Origin of the sequence: Actinokineospora guangxiensis, from assembly GCF_042657845.1 — a bacterium.
GTDB lineage: Bacteria > Actinomycetota > Actinomycetes > Mycobacteriales > Pseudonocardiaceae > Actinokineospora > Actinokineospora guangxiensis.
The window spans coordinates 716,453-737,239 of record NZ_JBHSKF010000003.1 but is presented as its reverse complement, the minus strand read 5'-3'; the positions used below and the strand labels follow the sequence as shown (position 1 = coordinate 737,239).

Sequence of the window (20,787 nt, the reverse complement as noted above, 5' to 3'; positions counted from 1 at the left end):
CTGTCATCCTCCGGCGTTAGGTGGCAGGGTTCGAGTGTCGACCGACACACGGCGACGAGAGCGCGGCGAGGAAAGGCGGCCTTCGGACGTGGCTGGGTTGCTCACACGGGTCAAGGGACGGTTCCAGCGTCTGCTGGAGCGGCCCGCCACAGTCGACCTCAAGAAGTACGCAGACCAGCTCACCGCGATCGAGAAGCGCGAGAAGGCACTGGCCGACCTGGACGACGCCGGGCTGACCGGGGCGGCGGCCGAGCTGCGCGAGAAGGGCAAGCTGGACGAGGCGGGCATGGTCGAGCTGTGCGCGCTGGGCCGGGAGGCGGCGCGGCGCGGCATCGGCGAGCGCCCCTACGACATGCAGCTCATCGGCGCGATGGAGCTGCTGCACGGCCGCGTGGTGGAGATGGGCACCGGTGAGGGCAAGACGCTCGCGGGCGCGCTGGCCGCGGCCGGGTACGCCGTCCAGGGCCGCTCGGTGCACGTCATGTCGGTCAACGACTACCTCGCCCGCCGCGACGCCGAGTGGATGTCGCCGGTGTTCGGCCTGCTCGGGGTGTCCGTCGGCTGGGTGTCGCAGGAGTCGACCCAGGAGCAGCGCCGGTCGGCCTACGCCTGCGACGTCACCTACGGCGCGGTCAGCGAGATCGGCTTCGACGTGCTGCGCGACCGCACGGCCGTGGACGAGGCGGAGCTGGTGCAGCGCGACCCGGACGTGGTCCTGGTCGACGAGGCCGACTCGGTGCTGGTCGACGAGGCCAGGGTGCCGCTGGTGATGGCGGGCGCGACCGACGACGTGCAGGACGACCAGGAGGTCGCCGCGGTCGTGCGGACGCTGCGCCCCGGCGACCACTACGAGCGCGACGAGGACAACCGCAACGCCTGGCTGACCACCCGCGGCGCGGGCATCGTGGAGAAGGCGCTGGGCAGCATCGACCTGTACTCCGGCGAGCACAGTGACCGCCTCGCCGCGGTCAACGCCGCGCTGCACGCGCACGCGCTGCTGGAACGCGACGTCGACTACATCGTCCGTGACGGCAAGGTCCACCTGATCAACACCTCGCGCGGGCGGATCGCGGTGCTGCAGCGCTGGCCGGACGGCCTGCAGGCCGCGGTCGAGGCGAAGGAGAAGCTCAAGCCGACCGAGAGCGGCGAGGTGCTGGACTCGATCTCGGTGCAGGGGCTGATCAACCGCTACAAGTCGGTGTGCGGCATGACAGGCACGGCGACCGCGGTGGCCGAGCAGCTGCGCGAGTTCTACGACCTGCGCGTGGCCGTGGTCCCGCCGAACAAGCCGTGCGTGCGCGAGGACGAGCCCGACCGGGTCTACGACTCGATCGAGGCCAAGGAGAAGGCGCTGCTGGCCGAGATCGTGCAGGTGCACGCCACCGGCAGGCCGATCCTGGTCGGCACGATGGACGTCGCCGAGTCCGAGCGGCTGGCCGGGAAGCTGGTCGAGGCCGGGATGAGCCCGGTGGTGCTCAACGCCAAGAACGACGCCGAGGAGGCCGCGATCGTGGCCGACGCGGGCGCGCACCAGGCGGTGACGGTGTCCACCCAGATGGCCGGGCGCGGCACCGACATCCGCCTCGGCGGGGCCAACGGCGACGCCGAAGCCCACGACCTGGTGGCCGAGCTGGGCGGGCTCTACGTCGTCGGCTCCGGGCACTACACCAGCAGCAGGCTGGATGACCAGCTGCGCGGGCGCTCCGGGCGTCAGGGCGACCCCGGCGGCTCGGTGGTGTTCGCCAGCCTCGCCGACGACCTGGTCGCGCAGTACGCGCCGGAGGCGACGGCAGGCGGCGACGCCGACGAGGACGGCAGGCTGGACGACGCCACCTCGGCGCGCTTCATCGCCCACGCGCAGCGCGTCGCCGAGGGCGTGCACCTCGACGTCCACCGCAACACCTGGCGCTACACCCGGCTCACCGAGCAGCAGCGCGGGATCGTGCTGGCCTTCCGCGACGACGTGCTGCGCACCGACCTGGCCTCCCGCTCGCTCAAGGAGCGCTGCCCGGACCGCTGGGCCGAGCTGGAGGAGAAGCTGGACACCGAGGTGCTCGACGGGGTGGCCCGGCGGATCGTGCTGCACCACGTCGACCGGCGCTGGTCGGATCACCTGGCGTTCCTGTCCGACGTGCGGGAGACGATCCACCTGCGCGCGCTGGCCAGGGAGACCCCCATCGACGAGTTCCACCGCGCGGCGATCGGCGAGTTCAAGGGCCTGCTGAAGGAGGTCGCCGACCTGTCGGCGGAGACCCTGGAGAGCGCCGAGATCACCGTCGACGGCATCGACCTGGAGCAGGCCGGGCTGCGCAGGCCGTCCTCCACCTGGACGTACATGGTTCACGACAACCCCTTCGACTCCGACGCCGAGCAGGCCCTGCAGCGGGTCCGCGCGGCGATGCGGAAGGTGAAGGCCAAGGGCTGACACGCCGGTCACATTTTCGCCTCAAAGGCGAAAACGTGGAGGAGGATGACGACATGCCGCAGCTACGCATCGCCCTGGCCCAGGTCAACCCCACGGTCGGGGACCTCGCGGGCAACGCGGACCTCATCGTCCGCTGGACCCGCGAGGCCGTCGGGCAAGACGCCGACGTCGTCGTCTTCCCCGAGATGGTGCTCACCGGCTACCCGGTGGAAGACCTGGCGCTGCGGCACTCGTTCAGCGGCGCCTCCCGCGCGGCGCTCGACGCGCTGGCCATCGCGCTCGCCGAGGCCGGCTGCGGCGAGGTCCCGGTGTGGGTGGGCTACCTGGACCGCGACGAGGTCGGCCCGCGCAACGCGGCGGCGGTGCTGCACGGCGGCACGGTCGTGGCCCGCCAGTTCAAGCACCACCTGCCCAACTACGGCGTCTTCGACGAGCGGCGGCTGTTCAAGTCGGGCACGTCGCTGGACATCGTCCAGGTCCGCGGCCTGCACATCGGCATGGTGATCTGCGAGGACGTGTGGCAGGAGGGCGGCCCGGTGGCCGCGCTCGGCCAGGCGGGCGTCGACCTCATCGTCTCCCCCAACGCCTCCCCCTACGAGCGCTCCAAGGACGACCAGCGCCTGCCGCTGATCGCCCGCCGCTCCCGCGAGGCGCAGGCGCCGCTGGTCTACGTCAACCAGGTCGGCGGCCAGGACGACCTGGTCTTCGACGGCGACTCGATGGTCGTGGCCGAGGACGGCGCGCTGCTGCTGCGCGCGCCGCAGTTCGTGGAGCACCTGGCCCTGCTGGACCTGGACCTGCCCGGCGGCGCGACCCGCACCGACGCCGAGGTCGTCGCCGACTTCAGCGTCCGCAGGGTGGCCCTGTCCACCGAGCCCCGCGCCGTGGCGGCCGCCACGTTCCCCGGCGTGGTCGCCGAGCCGCTGCCCGAAGAGGCCGAGATCTGGTCCGCGCTGGTCACCGGCCTGCGCGACTACGCCACCAAGAACGGCTTCCGCTCGGTGGTGCTGGGCCTCTCCGGCGGCATCGACTCGGCGGTGTGCGCCGCCCTGGCCGTCGACGCGCTGGGCGCCGACGCGGTGCACGGGGTCTCGATGCCCTCGGTGTACTCCTCCGACCACTCCAAGAGCGACGCCGAGGACCTGGCCGAGCGCACCGGCGTGCACTACTCGGTGCAGCCCATCGCGGACATGGTCCGGGTGTTCGTCGAGCAGCTGGGCCTGCACGGCCTGGCCGAGGAGAACGTGCAGGCCCGCTGCCGGGGCGTGACCCTGATGGGCCTGTCCAACCAGCACGGGCACCTGGTGCTGACCACCGGCAACAAGACCGAGCTGGCCGTGGGCTACTCCACCATCTACGGCGACGCGGTCGGCGGGTTCGCCCCGATCAAGGACGTGCCCAAGACGGTCGTGTGGCAGCTGGCCCGCTGGCGCAACGCCGACGCCGAGAAGCGCGGCGAGACCCCGCCGATCCCGGAGAACTCGATCAGCAAGCCGCCCTCGGCCGAGCTGCGCCCCGGCCAGGTCGACACCGACTCGCTGCCGGACTACGAGCTGCTCGACGCCGTCCTGGACGACTACATCGAGGGCGACCGCGGCTACTCCGACCTGGTCGCCGCCGGCTTCGCGCCCGAGCTGATCGACAAGGTGCTGCGCATGGTCGACCGGGCCGAGTTCAAGCGCCGCCAGTACCCGCCCGGCACCAAGATCACCTTCCGGGCGTTCGGCCGCGACCGCAGGCTGCCCATCACCAGCGGGTGGCGCGAGGGCTGAGCCCCTGTGAGGTCGGTCCCATGCGCACGCTCGGAGTGGCGTCCGGGTGCGACGCTGGTCGGGTAACCATCCGCGTTTACCCAGGGACCCGCGACGAAGCGGGCCTTGAGGGAAGGACGGTCGATCAGCGATGTCCGACACCCAGGAAGTCTCCGCACCGTACGGGTCCGGGGCAGCGGCGCAGGGCAAGCCCGCCAAGCGAGTGCGCATCCACCACCTGCACGAGATGAAGTCCCGCGGCGAGCACTGGCCCATGCTGACCGCGTACGACATGTACACCGCCGAGCTGTTCGACGAGGCGGGCATCCCCGTCCTGCTCGTCGGCGACTCCGCCTCCAACAACGTCTACGGCTACGACACCTCGCTGCCGGTCACGGTGGACGAGCTGATGCCCCTGGTCGCCGCGGTGAGCCGCTCGGCCAAGCGCGCCCTCGTCGTCGCCGACCTGCCGTTCGGCTCCTACCAGCTCTCCCCCGAGCAGGCGCTGGCCACGGCGGTGCGGTTCATGAAGGAAGGCCGCGCCCACGCGGTGAAGCTGGAGGGCGGGAGCGCGTTCGCCCCGCACGTGAAGGCCATCACCACCGCGGGCGTGCCGGTCATGGGCCACATCGGGTTCACCCCGCAGAGCGAGCACAACCTGGGCGGCTACCGGGTCCAGGGCCGCGGCGACACCGGTGACCAGGTCGTGGCCGACGCGCTGGCGCTGCAGGAGGCGGGCGCGTTCGCCGTGGTGATGGAGATGGTGCCCGCCGAGGTCGCCAAGCGGGTCACCCACGAGCTGCGGGTGCCGACCGTCGGCATCGGGGCCGGTCCGGACTGCGACGGGCAGGTGCTGGTCTGGCAGGACATGGCGGGCCTGCGCCGGGCGAAGCCGCCGCGCTTCGTCAAGCGCTACGCGGACGTGGCGAGCGTGCTGCTCGGCGCGGCCCGCGACTTCGCCGAGGACGTCCGCAGCCGCGAGTTCCCCGGACCGGAGCACGTCTTCCACTAGCGGGCGCATCCACCCGATCGGTTGATCTCGGTCGGACCGAGGTGGTCGATGACGGTCATGGGGCCACCCGCCAGGCTGGTCCCATGACCACCGTCTCCACCCGTCCCCGGCAGCTCGCCCCCGACCTGGCCCGCGGCGGGCTGCTCGCCATGATCGCCGTGGCCAACGCCGCGCTCTACCTCTACGGCCGCCCCTACGGGGTGCGCCAGCACATCGCCGAGACCGGCCTGCTCGACCGCGTGGTGAGCCTCGTGCAGGTGACCCTGGTCGACTCGCGCGCCTACCCGATGTTCGCGGCGCTGTTCGCCTACGGGATCGCGGCGTCGCTGCGGCGGCGCGTCGACGCCGGGGTCGATCAGCGGGAGGCCCGCCGGTCGGTGCGGCGGCGCAACGCCTGGCTGATCGCGTTCGGGTTCGTGCACGCGATGCTGCTCTTCCCCGGCGACATCCTCGGCCTGTACGGGGCGCTCGGGTTCGCCGTGCTCGGGTTCACCCGCCTGCGCGACCGCACGCTGCTGGCGCTGGCCGTCGGCTGGCTGGTCGTCGTGGGCGTCCTGCAGGGCTTCTCCTACTCGCCGCCGCCGTCGACGCAGCGGACGTTCATGCTGTCGCTGGTCGAGGCCGATCCGCTGCGCGCGCTCGCCGGTCACCCGGTCGACTGGCTGCTGAGCCCGTTCGGCCTGGTCGGGGTGCTCAGCGCGATGCTGGTGGGGGTGTGGGCGGCGCGGCGCGACGTCTTCGCCGACCTGGAGGCGCACCGGGACCTGCTGGTGCGCGTCGCCGTGGCCGGGATCGGGATCGCCGTGCTGGGCGGGTTGCCCGCGGGTCTGGCCGTCGGCGAGTTCTGGACGCCGGACGGGCTCGGCGCGCGGTGGACCGTCTCCGGGGTGCACGCGGTGACCGGTGTCGCGGGCGGGCTCGGCTACGCGGCCCTCGTCGGGCTGCTCGCCGCCCGGATCGGGCAGCGGCGCGGACCGGTGGTGCGGGCGATCGCGGCCTGCGGGGAGCGGTCGCTGAGCTGCTACCTCTTCCAGTCGGTCGCGTTCGTCATACTGCTGAAGCCGTACACCCTCGGCCTGGGCGGGGTGCTGGGGTCGGCCGCCACCGCCGGGCTCGCGCTGGCCGTGTGGCTGGTGTCGGTGCTGCTGGCCGACGCGCTCGCCCGCGCGGGCAGGCCCGGCCCCGCCGAGGCGCTGATGCGGCGGCTGACCCGGCGCTGATGGCGCTGTACTTCGTCGGGCTGCTGGCGCAGAGGGCGGTGCTGCTGCGCGAGGACGGGATCTTCACCGTGTTCCTGCCCGCCTGCGACATCGCCGCGTTGTGGCCCTGCCGGGCAGGCTCGCATCGTCACCCAGCTGGAGGTGGCCGAGGCCGGCTGCGGCGAGGACGCGGTGCGCGAGCGCATCGGCATCGCCCGCGGGCTGGCCCGGGAGAGCCTGGTCGAGGTGCGCCGCTCCATCGAGGCACTGCGCCCCGGACCCCTGCGCTGCGGCGATGCTGCCGCTGCCGTGGCGACCGGGTACCGCCGCGGCCTGCTATGACCGCCCGTGCGGCTCCCACCAGCCCGACGGGTCCGGCCCGGCCGGGACGATCCGGGACGGGTTGATCTGCTCGTGGGTGGCGTAGTAGTGACGCTTGATGTGGTCGAAGTCGACGGTGTCGGCGACGCCGGGCGTCTGGAAGATGTCGCGCGCGTAGGCCCAGAGCACCGGCATCTCGGCGAGCTTGTTCCGGTTGCACTTGAAGTGGCCGTGGTAGACGGCGTCGAAGCGCACCAGGGTGGTGAACAGGCGGATGTCCACCTCGGTGAGGTCGTCGCCCATCAGGTAGCGCTGGTCGGCCAGCCGCTCGGAAAGCCGGTCGAGTTCGGCGAACAGCGAGGTGTAGGCGAGGTCGTAGGCGGACTGGGCCGAGGCGAAGCCGCATTTGTACACGCCGTTGTTGACGTGGTGGAAGATCGGCTCGATGAGCGCGTCGATCTCCTCGCGCCTGCCCTCGGGGTAGAGGTCGGGCGCGCCGGGCCGGTGGAAGGACGTCCACTCGGTGGAGAAGTCGAGGGTGATCCGCGGGTAGTCGTTGGTGACCACAGTGCCGGTGTGGGTGTCCACCAGGGCGGGCACGGTGACCCTGCCCTCGTAGTTCTCGTCGGTCGCCAGGTAGACCTCGGAGAGGAACTGGGCGCCCAGGACCGGGTCGACCCCGTCGGTGTCGAGGCTGAAGCGCCAGCCGCGCTCGTCGCGGATCGGGTCGACCACGGCGAGGGAGATCGCCTCGTCGAGGCCCAGCAGCGCGCGGACGATGACCGCCCGGTGCGCCCACGGGCACGCCAAGCTGACGACCAGCCGGTAGCGGCCCGCCTCCGGCTCGGTCACCCGCCCGGTGAACCGGTTGGGCTGGCGGACGAACTCCCCGCGAGCCGAGGTCTCCTTGCCGAACTGCGCCATGCCTGCAGACCCTAGTCTTGCCGGCATGGACTCGCTGTACCCGCCGATCGAGCCCGACCGCACCGGCCACCTCGACGTCGGCGACGGCCACCGGGTCTACTGGGAGACCAGCGGCAACCCCGACGGCAAACCCGTCGTCGTCCTGCACGGCGGCCCCGGCGCGGGCACGAACCCGATGCAGCGCAGGCACTTCGACCCCACCGCCTACCGGATAGTGCTCTTCGACCAGCGCGGCGCGGGCCGCAGCACCCCGTTCGCCGCGACGCACGCGAACACCACCTGGCACCTAGTCGCCGACATGGAGCGCCTGCGCGAGCACCTGGGCGTCGAGCGCTGGCAGCTCTTCGGCGGCTCATGGGGCAGCACCCTGGCCGTCGCCTACGCCGAGACCCACCCCGACCGCGTCACCGAGGTCGTCCTACGCGGCGTCTTCCTCCTGCGCGAACGCGAACTGGACTGGCTGTACCGCGGCGGCGCGGGCGCGCTGTTCCCCGAAGCGTGGTCCCGCTTCCTGTCCCTGGTCACCCCAGGCACCGACCCCCTCCACGCCTACCACACCCTCCTCGACGGACCCGACCCGACAGCCGCCGCCATCGCCTGGAGCGCCTGGGAGGGCACCACGGTGAGCCTGCTGCCCAACCCGGCGATGGTCGCCCACTACGAACACCCACGCTTCGCCGTCCCCTTCGCCCGCCTGGCCCTGCACTACTTCCTGAACCACGGCTGGCTGGAGGAAAACCAACTGATCCGCGACGCCCCCAAGCTCGCGCACATCCCCGCCACCTTCATCCAAGGCCGCTACGACGCAGTGTGCCCGCCGATGACCGCCTGGGACCTGCACCAGGCCTGGCCAGGCTCCACCCTCACCATCCTCCCCACAGCGGGCCACACCGTCGCCGACCCCGGCGTCCTCACCGCTTTGCGCGCCGCCACTGATGGGTATCGATGATTGTCCACAAAGGACTTAGTGGGCAGACTCCGCTGCACGAGGGTGGAGCGGGTGGAGAGCAGAGGACAAACAGGCGGAGAGCGGAAGGCGAAGGAAGAAGGCAAGAGCGAGAAGGAAAGAGGGAGAAAACTGCATCTCTGGCCCTCGCAACGCAACAGGCGCTACGGCCCTGTCCGATGGGGTGGAGTCGCTCCGGCGGGGTGCGCTGCGCCGCTCAACTCGACCCGCGTGGCTCCGGGCTTGCCCGTCCCCACGCGTGACCCGCAGCGGCGCATCGCCAGGGGTCCCCGTTGAAGCGAGTCCACCCCACCGGACCCACCACAAGGCACCGCCACGGAACCACCCGGGAACCACGGCTCAAGCCCGCAAAGCGGCGTCCAACTCCCGCCTGGCGTCAACCAGCGACGGCCCGTACCAGGTCAAGTACCGCCCCACAACCAACACAGCCCGCAACCCAGGAAAGAACTGCGGCCCATCGTCCGCAGTGAACACATACGGCTCATCCGGCAGCACCACGATGTCAGCCGACACCCCCCGCAACTCCTCCAACGACGGCCGCGGATACCGCTCCTCGTGCTCGGCATAGGCGTTGGCCACCCCCAACCGGAGCAGAACATCCCCGGCAAAGGTGTCCCGCCCCAGCACAACCCACGGCTTACGCCACACCGGAACCACCGCCGTAGCCCACACCGGCGAGGACTCCGCCCACAGCGCGTCAGCCTCAGCCAGCCAGTCCGGCTCCGGAACTCCCAACCCCGAGACCAGCAGCCGCCGCGTGGACGCGATCCCCGCCGGCACCGTCCCCGGAGCCTCGGTCACCCACACCGGAACCCCCGCAGCGCGCAAAGCGGCGACGTCCTCCGGCCGGTTCTCCTCGGAGTTGGCGATCACCAGGTCGGGCCCGAGTGCCGTCACCGCGTCGACCGTCGGATACTTCGAGCCGCCCACCCGCGCGACGTCGAGGTCGGCGGGGTGCGTGCAGTAGTCGGTCGCGCCGACGAGGACGTCGGGCGCCGAGGCCGCGACGGCCTCGGTCAGTGACGGGACCAGGCTCACGACGCGGGTGGGCTGCCCGGTCAGCGGGACCGGGGCGCCGAGGTCGTCCAGCGGGTGGGGCATCTCAGACGTCGGTGACGCGCAGGCCGGCGTGGGCCTTGTAGCGGCGGTTGACGGAGATGAGGTTCGCCGTGAGGGCCTCGACCTGGTGGGCGTTGCGGAGCCTGCCGCCGAAGATGCCGCGCATGCCGGGGATCGCGTCGGCCAGGGCGCGGACGAGGTCGGTGGCGTCGCGGTCGTCGCCGAGGACCAGGACGTCGGTGTCGAGGGTGGCGATGGACAGGTCGGCCAGCAGGACCGCGGAGACGTGGTGGAAGGCGGCCGTCACCCGGGAGTCGGGCAGCAGCGCCTCGGCCTGCTGCGCGGCGCTTCCCTCGGCGACCGGCAGGGCGAACGCGCCCTGCTTGTCGAAGCCGAGCGGGTTCACGCAGTCGACGACGACCTTGCCCGCCAACTCCGCCTTGAGACCGGTGAGCAGGTCGGCGTGGCCGTCCCACGGGACCGCGACCAGGACGACGTCGGACTCCGCGGCGCAGGCGGTGTTGTCCCCGCCCGCGACCGAGGTGGAGCCCGCGGCGGCGTTGATCTCCGCGGCGGCCTCGGTGGCGCGCTCGGCCGAGCGGGAGCCGATGACCACGCGCAGGCCCGCCTGGGCCCAGCGCAGGGCCAGGCCGCGGCCCTGCGGGCCGGTGCCGCCGAGCACGCCGATCGTGAGCGCGGTCAGGTCTGCGGTGGTGTCCATGTACCCATCTTCGCCATAGGCGCGGACAGCCCGCTGATCGGGGCTGATCGGCGACGGCCCTCCAGCCGGTCGGTCAGCCAGTTGGCCGGTGACGGCCGGGTCGAATGACCGGCGGCCGGTGGTGGTGATGGTGGTCGGCGGTGGGTGCTCAGGTGCGGGCGAAGCGGATGCGGCGGGTGGCGGGGTCGGCCTCGGTGAGGCGCAGGCGCAGGGTGCGGCCTTCCAGGGTCTCGGCGTCCTTCTCCGGGTCGCGGTTGAGGTCGGCTTTGCCCAGTACCGGCGGGGCGGGGACGAAGACCTCGGCGGTGTCGCCGTCGGCGCGTAGGACCACCGCGTCGAACTCCTCGCCCACGCGGTCGGCCAGCACCCAGGCCTCGACCTGGTCCAGGCAGGCCCGGTCGACCTTGGCGGCCAGGCCGTCGGAGGACTCCATCGCCTCCGGCAGCGCGGGCAGCGCCTCGCGCACCCAGGCCGGGACCTCGACACCGGCGCAGACGGCCAGGCAGACCTCGGTGCCGAAGCGGTCCACCAGCCGCCGCAGCGGGGCGGTGACGTGCGCGTACGGCGCGGCGATCCCGGCGTGGGAGTCCAGTTCCGGGGGCGCGCCGTCGAAGGCGGTGTAGCCCGCGCCGCGCAGCAGCCGGGTCGCGTCCATCGACAGGGCCATCGCCGCCGGGGACGCCGGGTCCAGGCCCGCGAGCACCTCGGCGGCGCTGGCGCCCTCCGGCCACGGGATGCCCAGGGCCTCGGCGGAGCGGCGCAGCCAGGCGCGGTCGTCGTCGGTGGCGGCGGGCAGCGTGCGCAGCAGGCCGATGCCCGCGTCCAGCATGAGCCGCGCCGCGCACATCCCGGTCAGCAGGGAGATCTCGGCGTTCCAGGCGTCGACGCGGGTCCGCCCGCGCAGCAGCAGCCGCCAGCCGCCGTCCACCCGCTCGACGTCCTGCTCCGGCAGTTGCAGCTCCAGCGCGCCCCGGCGGATCGCCGCCGCGCGGCGCAGCTCGCCCAGCTCGGGCAGCAGCGCCACCGACGGGTGCGTCGTGCCGGCGTCCACGGCGGCCTGCACGGACTCGTAGTCGAACTGCTCGGTGGAGCGGACAAGCGCGCGCTCGACCCGGAACGAGACCGGCTCGCCCGCGGCGTCCAGGTCGAGCGTCCACAGCGCCGACGGCGCGGTCTGGCCGGGCAGCAGGCTCGCCGCGCCTTCCGAGAGCGCGGTGGGGTGCATGGGGACCGAGCCGTCCGGCAGGTAGATCGTCTGCCCGCGGCGGCGCACCTCGGTGTCGATCGGCCCGCCCGGCTCGACGAACGCGCCGAGGTCGGCGATCGCGTAGTGCACGCGGAAGCCGTCGCCGTGCCGTTCGACGTGCATCGCCTGGTCGAGGTCCTTGGCCCCGGGCGGGTCGATCGTCACCAGCGGGATGTCGGTGCGGTCGACGCGCTCGCCCCGCGGGCCGCCGGCGACCGCGCGCTCGGCCTCGGCGAGCACCGGGCCGGGAAAGCGATCGGGCAGGCCGAACTCGGCGCGCACGCGGGAGAAGTCGCCTCGACCGATCGCTGCGGTGTCCACACCTAGACCCTAAGCGCTCGGCAGCGCGGCGTCAGGCACCCGAACCGGCGGGTTCAGCTCCAGTCGCGGTCGCGCTTGTCCTCGGCCTCGGTGCGCTCGCGCGCGGTCTGCAGCGCGCGCTCGGCGGACTCGCGGTCCGGGTACGGGCCGAGCCGGTCGATCGCCTTGCCGACGTCGCCGTGCTCGACCTGGCCGGTGCGGGTGTTGTACCACCAGCCCTCGGGCGGGTTCGGGTCGTTGGTCATGATCGAAGCTAACCCCACTTGGGGGCGTGCTGCATGGGGAGCCCGCGCGGCGGGGTGTCCTGGTTGGCGTTGAGCTGGTCGGCCGGGATCGGGTCGAGGCAGGAGACCAGCACCTCGTAGGTCTCCGGGTTCTCGATGCGCCGCCCGTTGCGCTCGCGGTAGACCAGCTCGCCGTCGGCGTCGATCTCCACGATGCAGCCGACCTCGGCCAGCTGGTCCTCGTCGAGGTCGACCAGCCGCTCCTTGCGCGAGGGCACGACCCGGTACTCCGGCCAGTCCAGGTGCGCGTACACCTGGTGGAACTCGTAGAGCAGGTAGGACATCTGCTGCTGCCACGGCAGCGGCATCGCCTCGGCCAGCGAGCGCGGCAGCACCGCGTAGCCGGGGCTGATGCCGGGACGGCGGCCGGAGGCGAGGAAGTCGCGCAGGGGCGTGCTGGAAGCCGGTGGGCCCGGATGCCGGGGGATCGGCTCCGGGGAGTACATGGTCATGCGGTTCTCCTAGACCCCGGGGCGGACCGCGTAGTCCATGAGACCGCCCTCGGTCCACTCGATGTTGCGGATGTGCACCGGGACGCCGTTCTGCTGGGCCTCGACCATCTTCCCGTCCCCCAGGTACATCGCCACGTGGTGGATGGTGGCCGGGTCGGAGGTGTCGCGGGCCCAGAACAGCAGGTCGCCGGGCTGGGACTTCGCCACGGGCAGGTGCGCCCCGGCCCGCCACTGCTCGCGGGAGGTGCGCGGCAGGCTGACTCCGGCGTCGCGGTAGGCCTGCAGCATGAGGCTGGAGCAGTCGAAGGAGTTCTGGTGCGTGGTCAGCGCGCCCCACTGGTAGGGCTTGCCCTGCTGGCCGAGGGCGAACTGGATCGCGGCGCCCGCGACCTTCGTCGCAGGCGGCAGCGCGCGGCCCATGTCGGGCCCGCAGCCGGAGGCGTTGACGACCTGCCCCAGGTCGCCGATCAGGTGGGTGGCCATGGCCTCCCACTCGTGGTAGCGGTCGGGGAAGGCCGAGCGCTCGACGTCCTGCGCGGAGTCGCCGGGGCGCTGGGTGTCCCAGTTGGGGACCTCCAGCAGCACGTCGTAGAACTTGTTGACCGCGTACTCCGGGTCGGTGACCTCGGCGGGCGTGCCCCAGCCCATCGACGGGCGCATCTGGAAGATGCCGAGGGAGTCGCGGTCGCCGTAGTTCAGCGGGCGCAGGCCGGACTCGGTCATGCCGGCCTGGATGGCGATCTGCCAGGCGCGCGGCGGCAGCTCCCGCTGCTTGCCGATGGCGATGATCGTGGTGACGGTGGCCAGCTGGTCGGGCTTGAGGTTGGCGGCGTCGGCCGCTCCCGATCCGGTGGCCCCGGTGGTGGTCGGCCCGAGCGAGGCGTTGCACGACACCGTCGTGTACGCCGCCGCGTCGGCGGCGTGGTCGCGCTGGATCAGCACGACGGCGCCCGCGCCGATCCCGGTCACGACCGCGAGCACCGCGACTCCGCCGAGGACGATCGTCCCGCGCATCTCAGCCCTCCCCCATCGCGAACTCCGACACCTTCCAGCCCTGGTCGGTCTCGACCACGGTCAGGCGCAGCAAGACCTCGTCGGTGGGCACCTCGGCCACCACCGACTTCAGATAGGAGACCACGACCCGGGGCTCGCCGGTGACGGCCGACGCGGGGATTCTCGCGGGCTCGACATCCTCCAGCTTGACCATCGACTCGGCGTCGGTGAACGGGCGCAGCTGCTCGCGCCACGCCTGCGGGGTCATGCCGTCGGGGTGGTTGACCCACGCCTTGGCCCAGTCGGCGGCGACGGTGAGCGCCTCCGGCGGGGCCGGGGCGGTGCTCGGGGTCAGGGTCGGCTCGACGCGCGTCTCCGTCGTCGCCGCCGACCCGGTGGCGGGCGGCACCACGACCGTGCGCGAGCCGAAGACGTGCGTCTCCGAGGTGGAGGTGCTCCCGCCGCCGGGGTCGGCTCGGCGGTTGGACTCAGCGCCGGACAGCTTCGGGATGACGATGCCCGCCGCGGTGATCACGACCGCCGCGACGACCGCGGCGACCGCCAGGTGCCGGGGCGAGCGCAGCGGCCAGCCCCACAGCTTCCGGTAGACCGCGGCCCGGCCGCGGTTGGTGCGGATCGGCACGGTGTCACCTCACCAGCCGGTCGGTGTCGCGCGGCCCGTCCTGGCGCGGCAGCGGCGGGCGCACCTGGTCGGCGGCCACCTCCAGCCCGCGCGAGGGCCGGTAGACGACGTGCACGGGCCTGCCCGCGACCACCTCGACGTCCGCGGGCCGCGACGGCGGCGACGGCACGTCGACCGGGTCGGGCCCGCCCGGCACCCGCGACGGCACGACGACGGCGTCCTCCCCGCGGTCCCAGCCGCGGTCGGCCACCGGCACCGTGTCGGCGGTCCGGCTGCGCGGGACCAGCCGCGCCCCCGACGTCCCGACGACCGCCGACTGACTGCCGTCGGCCGCGGGCCCGATCAGCGTCTGCGCACCGCCGATCGCCGCCCTCGGACCGCCGATCGACGCCCGCGCGGCGTCCATCCGCTCGGCGTGCACGGTGACCGGGTTCGACGCCTCGGGCCGGTGCCTGCGCCCGCCGCGCACCAGGACGCCGCCCTCGCCGGTGGCCTCGTCCTCATCGCGCAGGTTCTCCCAGAAGTTGTCCTGCGGCGTCGGACCGGCGTGCTTGTTGCGCCGGAACCGCGAGAAGATCCCCGTCCCCGGGCCAGACACGCTCGCCCCGGCCGCGCCGACCGACATCTCCACCATCTGCCACATCCGCTTCATCGGCCTGCCGACGAGGAAGAACACGAACGTGACGATGCCCGCGAGCAGCATCTGCGTCAGCAGGGACAGCCCGGCGTCCGGGGAGAAGATCAGTTCGAGGAACTTGAAGTGGATGCCCGCGAGCATCGCCAGCACCAGTACGTTGAGGATGACCGCGCCGACGGCCCGGCCCACCCGGCGCAGGATGTCGTGGTGCACCAGGGCGACCAGGCCGATGACCGGCGCGGCGAGCGCGAGGATGCGCAGCAGCAGCTGGGCCAGCAGCACGGCGAGCTTGGCGAAAAACTGGAACAGCGAGTACACGATGGACTGGAAGAACGCGAGGACGCCGGAGCCGGTGCGGCTGCCGTCGGTGCCCTTGAAGTAGCCGGTCGCCGGGCCCAGCTCGCCCGCGATCTTCTTGTACTCGGCCTTCTTGGCCGCCTCCGCCGCGTCGTCGGCGTCGCGGCCGCTCACCACGTCGTCGCGGGTCCACGCCTGGGCGGCCAGCAGCCGCGGACCGAACTCCTCGGCCTGCGGCGCCTCCGGGCTGCCGAACTCGCCGCGCAGCCAGTTCTCGTAGACGACCTTGTCGTGCAGCTGCGTGGGCAGGATGTCGTAGTCGACGCGGCTGTCTCCCGGGTCGACGAAGCCCGCCTGGATGCCGGTGGTCGTGCGCACGATGACGTCATCGATGCGGTCGTAGTTGGCGACGATCACCATGGACGAGGCCGCCAGCCACATGCCGCCGAGTGCGAAGACCGCGCGTTTGCTGACCGTCGCCAGGTCGCCCTTCCAGATCTGGCGGAACATGAAGATCGCCAGCACGAGGGCGAAGACGCTGAACAGCTGGGCGTAGACGTTGTCGAAGATCGACTCCGCCGCCTCGCCGATCTGGTCGTTGAGGCCGCCGAGGATGCCGCCGTCGAGCAGCGTGTAGTGCAGCGAGTTGGTGGCGCCGACGACGATCTTGGCGAGGTTGAACAGCTCGTTGCCCGCCCAGTTGTCGATGGTGGCGCCCGGGTCGGACACCCCGCTGGGGACGATCCCGCCGCACGACTCGTCGTAGACGTGCCAGACCATGCCCGCGAAGCCGTAGACCTGGTACGGGGTGCCCGCCTCGCCGTTGCCCTTGGGCGGATCGATCGCGCCGACCATGCCCGCGCCCGGGCGCTCGGGGTTGGGGACGCAGTCGAGTTCCTGGGCGATGGCCGGGCTGCCGACCAGGGTGTGCAGACCGATGATGGCCACAACCACGGCCATCGCGGAGCGGCGGCCCACTCCGCCGCTCTTGGATCGCCTGCGCAGCACGGCTATCAGAGCCGCGGCTGCCACCACCAGCAGAACCGTGATCATGGGGCTGCCCCTGCCAATCTCACTGATTCGGTCTTCATGCCGCGTCCTCGCGGCCTGGCTTCTTGCCGTCGTCCGGCGGTGGTGAGTCGGTGGGGTCGGTGTCCCCGACGTAGTCCTCTTCGGTCAGGCCGAGCTCGAACTCCGCGGCGCGCTCGAACTCCTCGTCGCTGGGGGCGGCCGCTTCGATCTGCTCGCGGGGCTGGGGTTCGGGGATGGCTGGGGCGTGCGGGGTGCTCGCCGGGGGCAGGACGCGCTCGCGCTGGGCGTCGGGGGTGGTGTCCATGACGCCGCGCAGGTGGTCGAGGTGCTGGCCGGAGAGGTCGATGCGGATGCGCTCCACGCCGCCTGCGCCGTCGCCGAAGATGAACTGGCGGGGGGCGGTGTCGCGCTCGGTGACGCCGCGGTGGGCGGCCGCGCGCCTGCCGAGGCTGGCCACGACCTGCTCGTAGCCCGCGCCGACGGGCACCTTGAGCAGGCGCAGGGCGTCGGCTTGGGCCTGGTCGTCGTCCAGTCGGCCGATGAAGACCGAGTCCAGCAGGGCGACGAAGCCCTGGATCTTGAGGAAGTCGGCGGGGATCTGCGAGGACAGCAGCACGCGGACGTTCCACTTGCGGGAGTCGCGGGCGAAGCGGTTCATCAGCACGCGGCCGGTGGGGACCTCGGAGAGGAAGAACGCCTCGTCGATCCAGACGCCCTTGCGCAGGTCCTTGGGGCGGTCGTAGATGGAGCGCTGGGTGAGCCAGGCGGCCAGGTTCAGCATCTCCACGCCGAGGGCCTCGGCGTCGGTCCAGTGCTCGCGGCCGACGCCGTCCTTGGGCAGGGTCAGGCCCGCCATGGTCAGCACGGTGAGCCGGTCGTCGCGCTGCTCGTCGTAGGGGTCGGCGCCGCGCTCGGGGATGAGCAGCGACATGCGCTCCTTCATCTCGTCGAGGAAGTCGGCGACGACGACGGCGTGCTCGTGGTGCTCGCTGGCGTCGCGGCGCAGCGCGTCGAAGACCAGCGACGGGTCGGCGTCGGCGCGGCCGCCGACGGTGCGCACGGCGCGCAGCAGCACGATGCGCGACTGGGGCAGCCGGGCGACCTCGTAGGGCAGCAGGCCGGTGAGCACGTCGAGGACGAGGCGGCGGCGGGTGGCGGCGGCCAGCGCCTTCTCCCGGCGCCAGGCGCGCTCGGGGTCCTCGTCGTCCAGGAAGTGCTCCAGGCGCGGCTCGGCGACCACCCGGTAGGGGTTGAGGATGCCCGCCTGGGCGTTGAGCAGGTTGATGGGCCGGGCGTAGGGGCGCAGCTCGGGCAGGTCGCACAGCTTGGCCAGCGGCCCGGACGGGTCGAGGATGGTCCAGTGCGCCCCGGCGCGCAGCGTCTTGTAGACGATGCCGCCGCCGAGGAAGGACTTGCCGCCGCCCAGCCCGGCGACCATGGCGGTCAGGCCGGAGGCGTCGCGGATCTCCTGGGCCATCCACGGGTCCCAGGCCACCGGCCTGCGGGTGGCGGTGCAGGTCTCGCCGAGCAGGATGCCGCGCCGGTCGCCGACCTCGGCGGTCGCGGTGGGCACCGCGGACGCCGCCCAGACGACGGACCCTCGGCGCATGTACGCGCCGGAGGCCAGCGGCTCGCCCGGGATGAACTCCCTGGCCATCGCGTACTGGGCCTCGGGGTGCTCGATGGCGACCTTGGGCTTGTAGAGGTCCAGCAGCTGCTGGGCCAGGCGCAGCGCGTCGCGCTCGGTGGGCCCGGAGACGGCCAGCCGCCACCAGGAGCGGACCCGGGTGGCCAGCGCGGTGAACCCGGAGGTCATCTCGTCATCGATCTCCAGCACCCGCGACGCCTGCCGGGCCAGCGACTGCGGCGGCTCCAGCTCGTGTTCGTCGGTGTAGTGCTTGACCTGCGAGCGGACCTTGTTCATCTGCCGCTGCAGCTCGCCGGAGACCTCCTCGGGCCTGCGCACGTAGATGCGCGCCGACCACTCCACCGAGCCCGGCAGGCGGTCGCTGCGCTGCACCCACGGGTCGTCCACCTCGGGGATCTGCAGACCGTGCATCATGCCGACGGTCAGCACGCACACGTTGCGGGCCACGCCCGCGTTGGAGCCGGTGCGCCCGCGCACGACCACGGTCGGCGAGTACGGCTCCTGGTGGAAGTCGGCGGCGTCGGTGAAGGAGGCCAGGTCCTCGGGCTCCCAGGCGGCGCCGGGCACCGCGGGCATGTTGCGCGGCGCGGGCAGGCCCAGCGAGCACGAGCGGTGCATCAGCCAGGACATCTCCTCGGCCGCGACCGGCCGCCCCTCCAGGCCCGCGGAGCCCATCACCTGGTCGAGGTGCTCGACCTCGCTCTCGATGGCCAGCAGCTCGGCGTCGACGGCCTCGGGGAAGACCTTGCGCAGCAGCGGGGCGGCCCGCTCGACGGCCCGGTCGACCACGTTGCGGGTCTGCACCTGGACGCCGAGGTAGACCTCCTTCTCGGCCATGGAGCGGCCCATGAGCTGCTGCTGCTCGCCGACGAGGTAGTCGTCGAAGCTGAGCGCGCCGGGCACGTCGGGCAGCCGGTTGACGGCGTTGTGGACGTGCGCCTCGGCCCACATGCGGATCGGGTACGGCCGGGTGGTCACCCGCAGGTGCATCCAGCGCCCGGACAGCTCGGCGTACTGGCCGGCGATGGCGGCGATGAGGTCCTGGCGCTGGGAGTCGGAGCGGAAGGACCAGCGCTGCGGGGCCAGCCGGTACCAGGCGTAGACGTCCGAGCCGGTGCGCAGGAGGTGGCCGTCGATGGTGCGCGCGGCGATCTCGGGCGTGTAGCTGGGGACGGTCTGCTCGCCCGGCAGGCGCTTGCCGTGCTTGCGCGACGGCGCGGGGGGCTCGTAGCGCACCGGGGCGGCGTGTCTGCCGTTCCCGGCCTGGCTCCGCGGTGTCGAGTGCCGCGCGAGCTCCTGCTCCTCGCGCTTACGGCGTCCGAACACCGCTGACCTCCCGTATCTGTTTTGTCGTCTGGTCCCGCCGCGCCCGCACCTTGCGGCCGCGCGGCTTCTTCCTGGGCAGTTCCGCGCGCACGCGCAGGTGCGCCGCGCTGGCCGCGCCGCCGGTGGCGGCCTCGGTCTCGCGCGGGGCGGTCAGCTCGCGGCCCCACATGGTGAGCACGGCCGAGAGCGGGCGCTCGTGGCTGATCCGCGAGCAGATGACCATCGTGATGCCGATGGTGAGCACCATCCCCCAGGCGAACGACCAGAACAGGCCGATGCCGATGTTGCGGAGGACGGTGAGGACGAGCAGGTAGACGACGATGCCGATGCCCCAGGCCACGTAGCGGGCCCGGAACGGGAAGGTGGCCTTCGGCGGGCCGAGCCAGACGGCGTCGACCCGGTACACCTCGTCGTCGGTGCGTATCCGCACGTGCGCGCTCCCGGCCCGTCAGCCGTTGGTGAACAGGCCGGCGATCCACTCGCCGATGCTCACACCCGCGTTGGTCACCGCGAGGCCGATGATGGCCAGCGCGACGATCACGCCGCCGAGACGGCGCATGACGCCGGAGTTGTCGCCCTTGCCGCCGCCGAGCCACAGCAACAGCAGGGCCACCACCAGCAGGAGCAGGGGAATCACATTGTCGAGGAGCCAATCCCGGATGCCGGAGGTGCCCACCTCACCCGAGGGAGGGGCCTGCTGGGCGAGCTCGGTGATCGAGGCGAGGAACGCGGTGGTCATGTCTTCTCCCAAGTGCGCGGAGACTGTCCTCAGCGCGGCAAGTCTGTGCCGTGCCTGTCGAAGTAGAGCACGACCGGCACATGATTGTCATTACGAACGGTAGCTAGTCGAGAGCGTTCCGTTGATTCACTGGGGCCTCCAAGCCGCTTCGCGGGTCCATCTGAGCACACCCATCATGATGCGGACAGGGGCGCGGGGAAGCCACCACCACCCGATTTTCCTAGTAGCGCCCCGAGTTCACCCCGGCGCGACACGGAGCGCGACGGAGCGTGGGGGAACTCACACATCACGCGGGCGATTCCGGGCAGCGAACTTACTCCGTTCGGTGTATGTCCGGTGTTGGGCGGGCGAGTCGACGCGTAAGCCGGATTCTGTCCCCCCGGTCACCCGGGGTGGCGGCCATCCATCTCGACCCGGCGTCGCCGCCGGGCTCGTGCGGCCTACCCGCAGGCTCGGGCGGGCCGCCCTCGAACGCCTGCGCGGCGGGCCTGGGCCCGCCTTCTTGGCCTTGCTCCGGGTGGGGTTTACCTAGCCGCCCCGGTCACCCGGGGCGCTGGTGGTCTCTTACACCACCGTTTCACCCTTACCTGGCCTCATGGGCCAGGCGGTCTGTTCTCTGTGGCACTTTCCCGCGGGTCGCCCCGGGTTGCCGTTAACAACCACCCTGCCCTGCGGAGTCCGGACTTTCCTCGACGGCTCGCACCGCCGCGGCCGCCCGGTCGACTCGCCCGCCCGACCAGGATAGCGAGGTCCCCCGACAGCGCCGATACCGACGGCCGAGCTGTGATCA

18 protein-coding genes and 1 other RNA gene are annotated in these 20,787 nt (G+C 72.4%); 6 read left to right on the top strand and 13 right to left on the bottom strand.

Features of this window, described 5'->3' with window-relative positions:
* Positions 1-88 precede the first annotated feature (88 nt).
* The 5 genes from secA2 to ACFPM7_RS10105 all read left to right on the top strand — a co-directional run bounded on the left by secA2 (position 89) and on the right by ACFPM7_RS10105 (position 6,729).
* Positions 89-2,425 (top strand): accessory Sec system translocase SecA2, encoded by a 2,337-nt coding sequence (gene secA2 / locus ACFPM7_RS10125; protein ID WP_378246276.1) that lies wholly within the window; start codon positions 89-91, stop codon positions 2,423-2,425.
* Positions 2,426-2,478: 53 nt separating this feature from the next.
* Positions 2,479-4,197, top strand: coding sequence for an NAD+ synthase (locus ACFPM7_RS10120; RefSeq protein ID WP_378246274.1), 1,719 nt, complete (start codon positions 2,479-2,481; stop codon positions 4,195-4,197).
* A 130-nt stretch (positions 4,198-4,327) separates the two neighbouring features.
* Positions 4,328-5,188, top strand: coding sequence for a 3-methyl-2-oxobutanoate hydroxymethyltransferase (panB, locus tag ACFPM7_RS10115; RefSeq protein ID WP_378246272.1), 861 nt, complete (start codon positions 4,328-4,330; stop codon positions 5,186-5,188).
* A gap of 83 nt (positions 5,189-5,271) precedes the next feature.
* A complete protein-coding gene (locus ACFPM7_RS10110; protein ID WP_378246270.1) occupies positions 5,272-6,408 on the top strand; it encodes a DUF418 domain-containing protein in 1,137 nt (378 codons plus the stop codon).
* Positions 6,409-6,531: 123 nt separating this feature from the next.
* Entirely contained in the window at positions 6,532-6,729 is a 198-nt protein-coding gene (locus ACFPM7_RS10105) for a histidine kinase (protein ID WP_378246365.1), read from the top strand.
* Here ACFPM7_RS10105 and ACFPM7_RS10100 read toward each other — a convergent pair.
* Positions 6,724-7,632, bottom strand: coding sequence for a glutathione S-transferase family protein (locus ACFPM7_RS10100; protein ID WP_378246268.1), 909 nt, complete (start codon positions 7,630-7,632; stop codon positions 6,724-6,726). The two genes, ACFPM7_RS10105 and ACFPM7_RS10100, sit on opposite strands and share 6 nt — an antisense overlap.
* A gap of 25 nt (positions 7,633-7,657) precedes the next feature.
* On the opposite strand from ACFPM7_RS10100, the gene pip reads away from it, so the two are divergent.
* Positions 7,658-8,581, top strand: coding sequence for a prolyl aminopeptidase (pip, locus tag ACFPM7_RS10095; protein ID WP_378246266.1), 924 nt, complete (start codon positions 7,658-7,660; stop codon positions 8,579-8,581).
* 357 nt (positions 8,582-8,938) lie between these two features.
* Here the strand turns inward: pip and ACFPM7_RS10090 are convergent, their stop codons facing one another.
* The 12 genes from ACFPM7_RS10090 to rnpB form a co-directional block, all read right to left on the bottom strand.
* A complete protein-coding gene (locus tag ACFPM7_RS10090; RefSeq protein WP_378246264.1) occupies positions 8,939-9,700 on the bottom strand; it encodes a helical backbone metal receptor in 762 nt (253 codons plus the stop codon).
* Position 9,701: 1 nt separating this feature from the next.
* On the bottom strand, positions 9,702-10,379 hold the full coding sequence (npdG, locus tag ACFPM7_RS10085; protein ID WP_378246262.1) for an NADPH-dependent F420 reductase: 678 nt from the start codon (positions 10,377-10,379) through the stop codon (positions 9,702-9,704).
* Between the two features lie 148 nt (positions 10,380-10,527).
* Positions 10,528-11,946, bottom strand: a complete 1,419-nt coding sequence (locus ACFPM7_RS10080) for an RNB domain-containing ribonuclease (protein ID WP_378246260.1) — start codon at positions 11,944-11,946, stop codon at positions 10,528-10,530.
* A 53-nt stretch (positions 11,947-11,999) separates the two neighbouring features.
* Positions 12,000-12,191, bottom strand: a complete 192-nt coding sequence (locus ACFPM7_RS10075; protein ID WP_378246258.1) for a hypothetical protein — start codon at positions 12,189-12,191, stop codon at positions 12,000-12,002.
* 8 nt (positions 12,192-12,199) lie between these two features.
* Entirely contained in the window at positions 12,200-12,682 is a 483-nt protein-coding gene (locus ACFPM7_RS10070; protein WP_378246256.1) for a hypothetical protein, read from the bottom strand.
* Between the two features lie 9 nt (positions 12,683-12,691).
* Entirely contained in the window at positions 12,692-13,696 is a 1,005-nt protein-coding gene (locus ACFPM7_RS10065) for a C40 family peptidase (RefSeq protein ID WP_378246254.1), read from the bottom strand.
* Position 13,697: 1 nt separating this feature from the next.
* On the bottom strand, positions 13,698-14,318 hold the full coding sequence (locus ACFPM7_RS10060; RefSeq protein ID WP_378246252.1) for a hypothetical protein: 621 nt from the start codon (positions 14,316-14,318) through the stop codon (positions 13,698-13,700).
* Between the two features lie 4 nt (positions 14,319-14,322).
* Positions 14,323-16,305 (bottom strand): magnesium transporter, encoded by a 1,983-nt coding sequence (locus ACFPM7_RS10055; RefSeq protein ID WP_378246250.1) that lies wholly within the window; start codon positions 16,303-16,305, stop codon positions 14,323-14,325.
* Positions 16,306-16,339: 34 nt separating this feature from the next.
* The gene (locus ACFPM7_RS10050) at positions 16,340-19,168 is read right to left on the bottom strand and encodes an ATP-binding protein (protein WP_378246363.1); all 2,829 of its coding nucleotides are present in this window, start codon (positions 19,166-19,168) and stop codon (positions 16,340-16,342) included.
* A gap of 73 nt (positions 19,169-19,241) precedes the next feature.
* Positions 19,242-19,688, bottom strand: a complete 447-nt coding sequence (locus ACFPM7_RS10045; RefSeq protein WP_378246248.1) for a hypothetical protein — start codon at positions 19,686-19,688, stop codon at positions 19,242-19,244.
* Positions 19,689-19,706: 18 nt separating this feature from the next.
* Positions 19,707-19,997: a hypothetical protein gene (locus ACFPM7_RS10040; RefSeq protein WP_378246246.1), complete on the bottom strand. Its 291-nt coding sequence runs from the start codon at positions 19,995-19,997 to the stop codon at positions 19,707-19,709.
* A 344-nt stretch (positions 19,998-20,341) separates the two neighbouring features.
* An RNA gene (gene rnpB / locus ACFPM7_RS10035) (RNase P RNA component class A) lies at positions 20,342-20,724 on the bottom strand.
* Positions 20,725-20,787 lie beyond the last annotated feature (63 nt).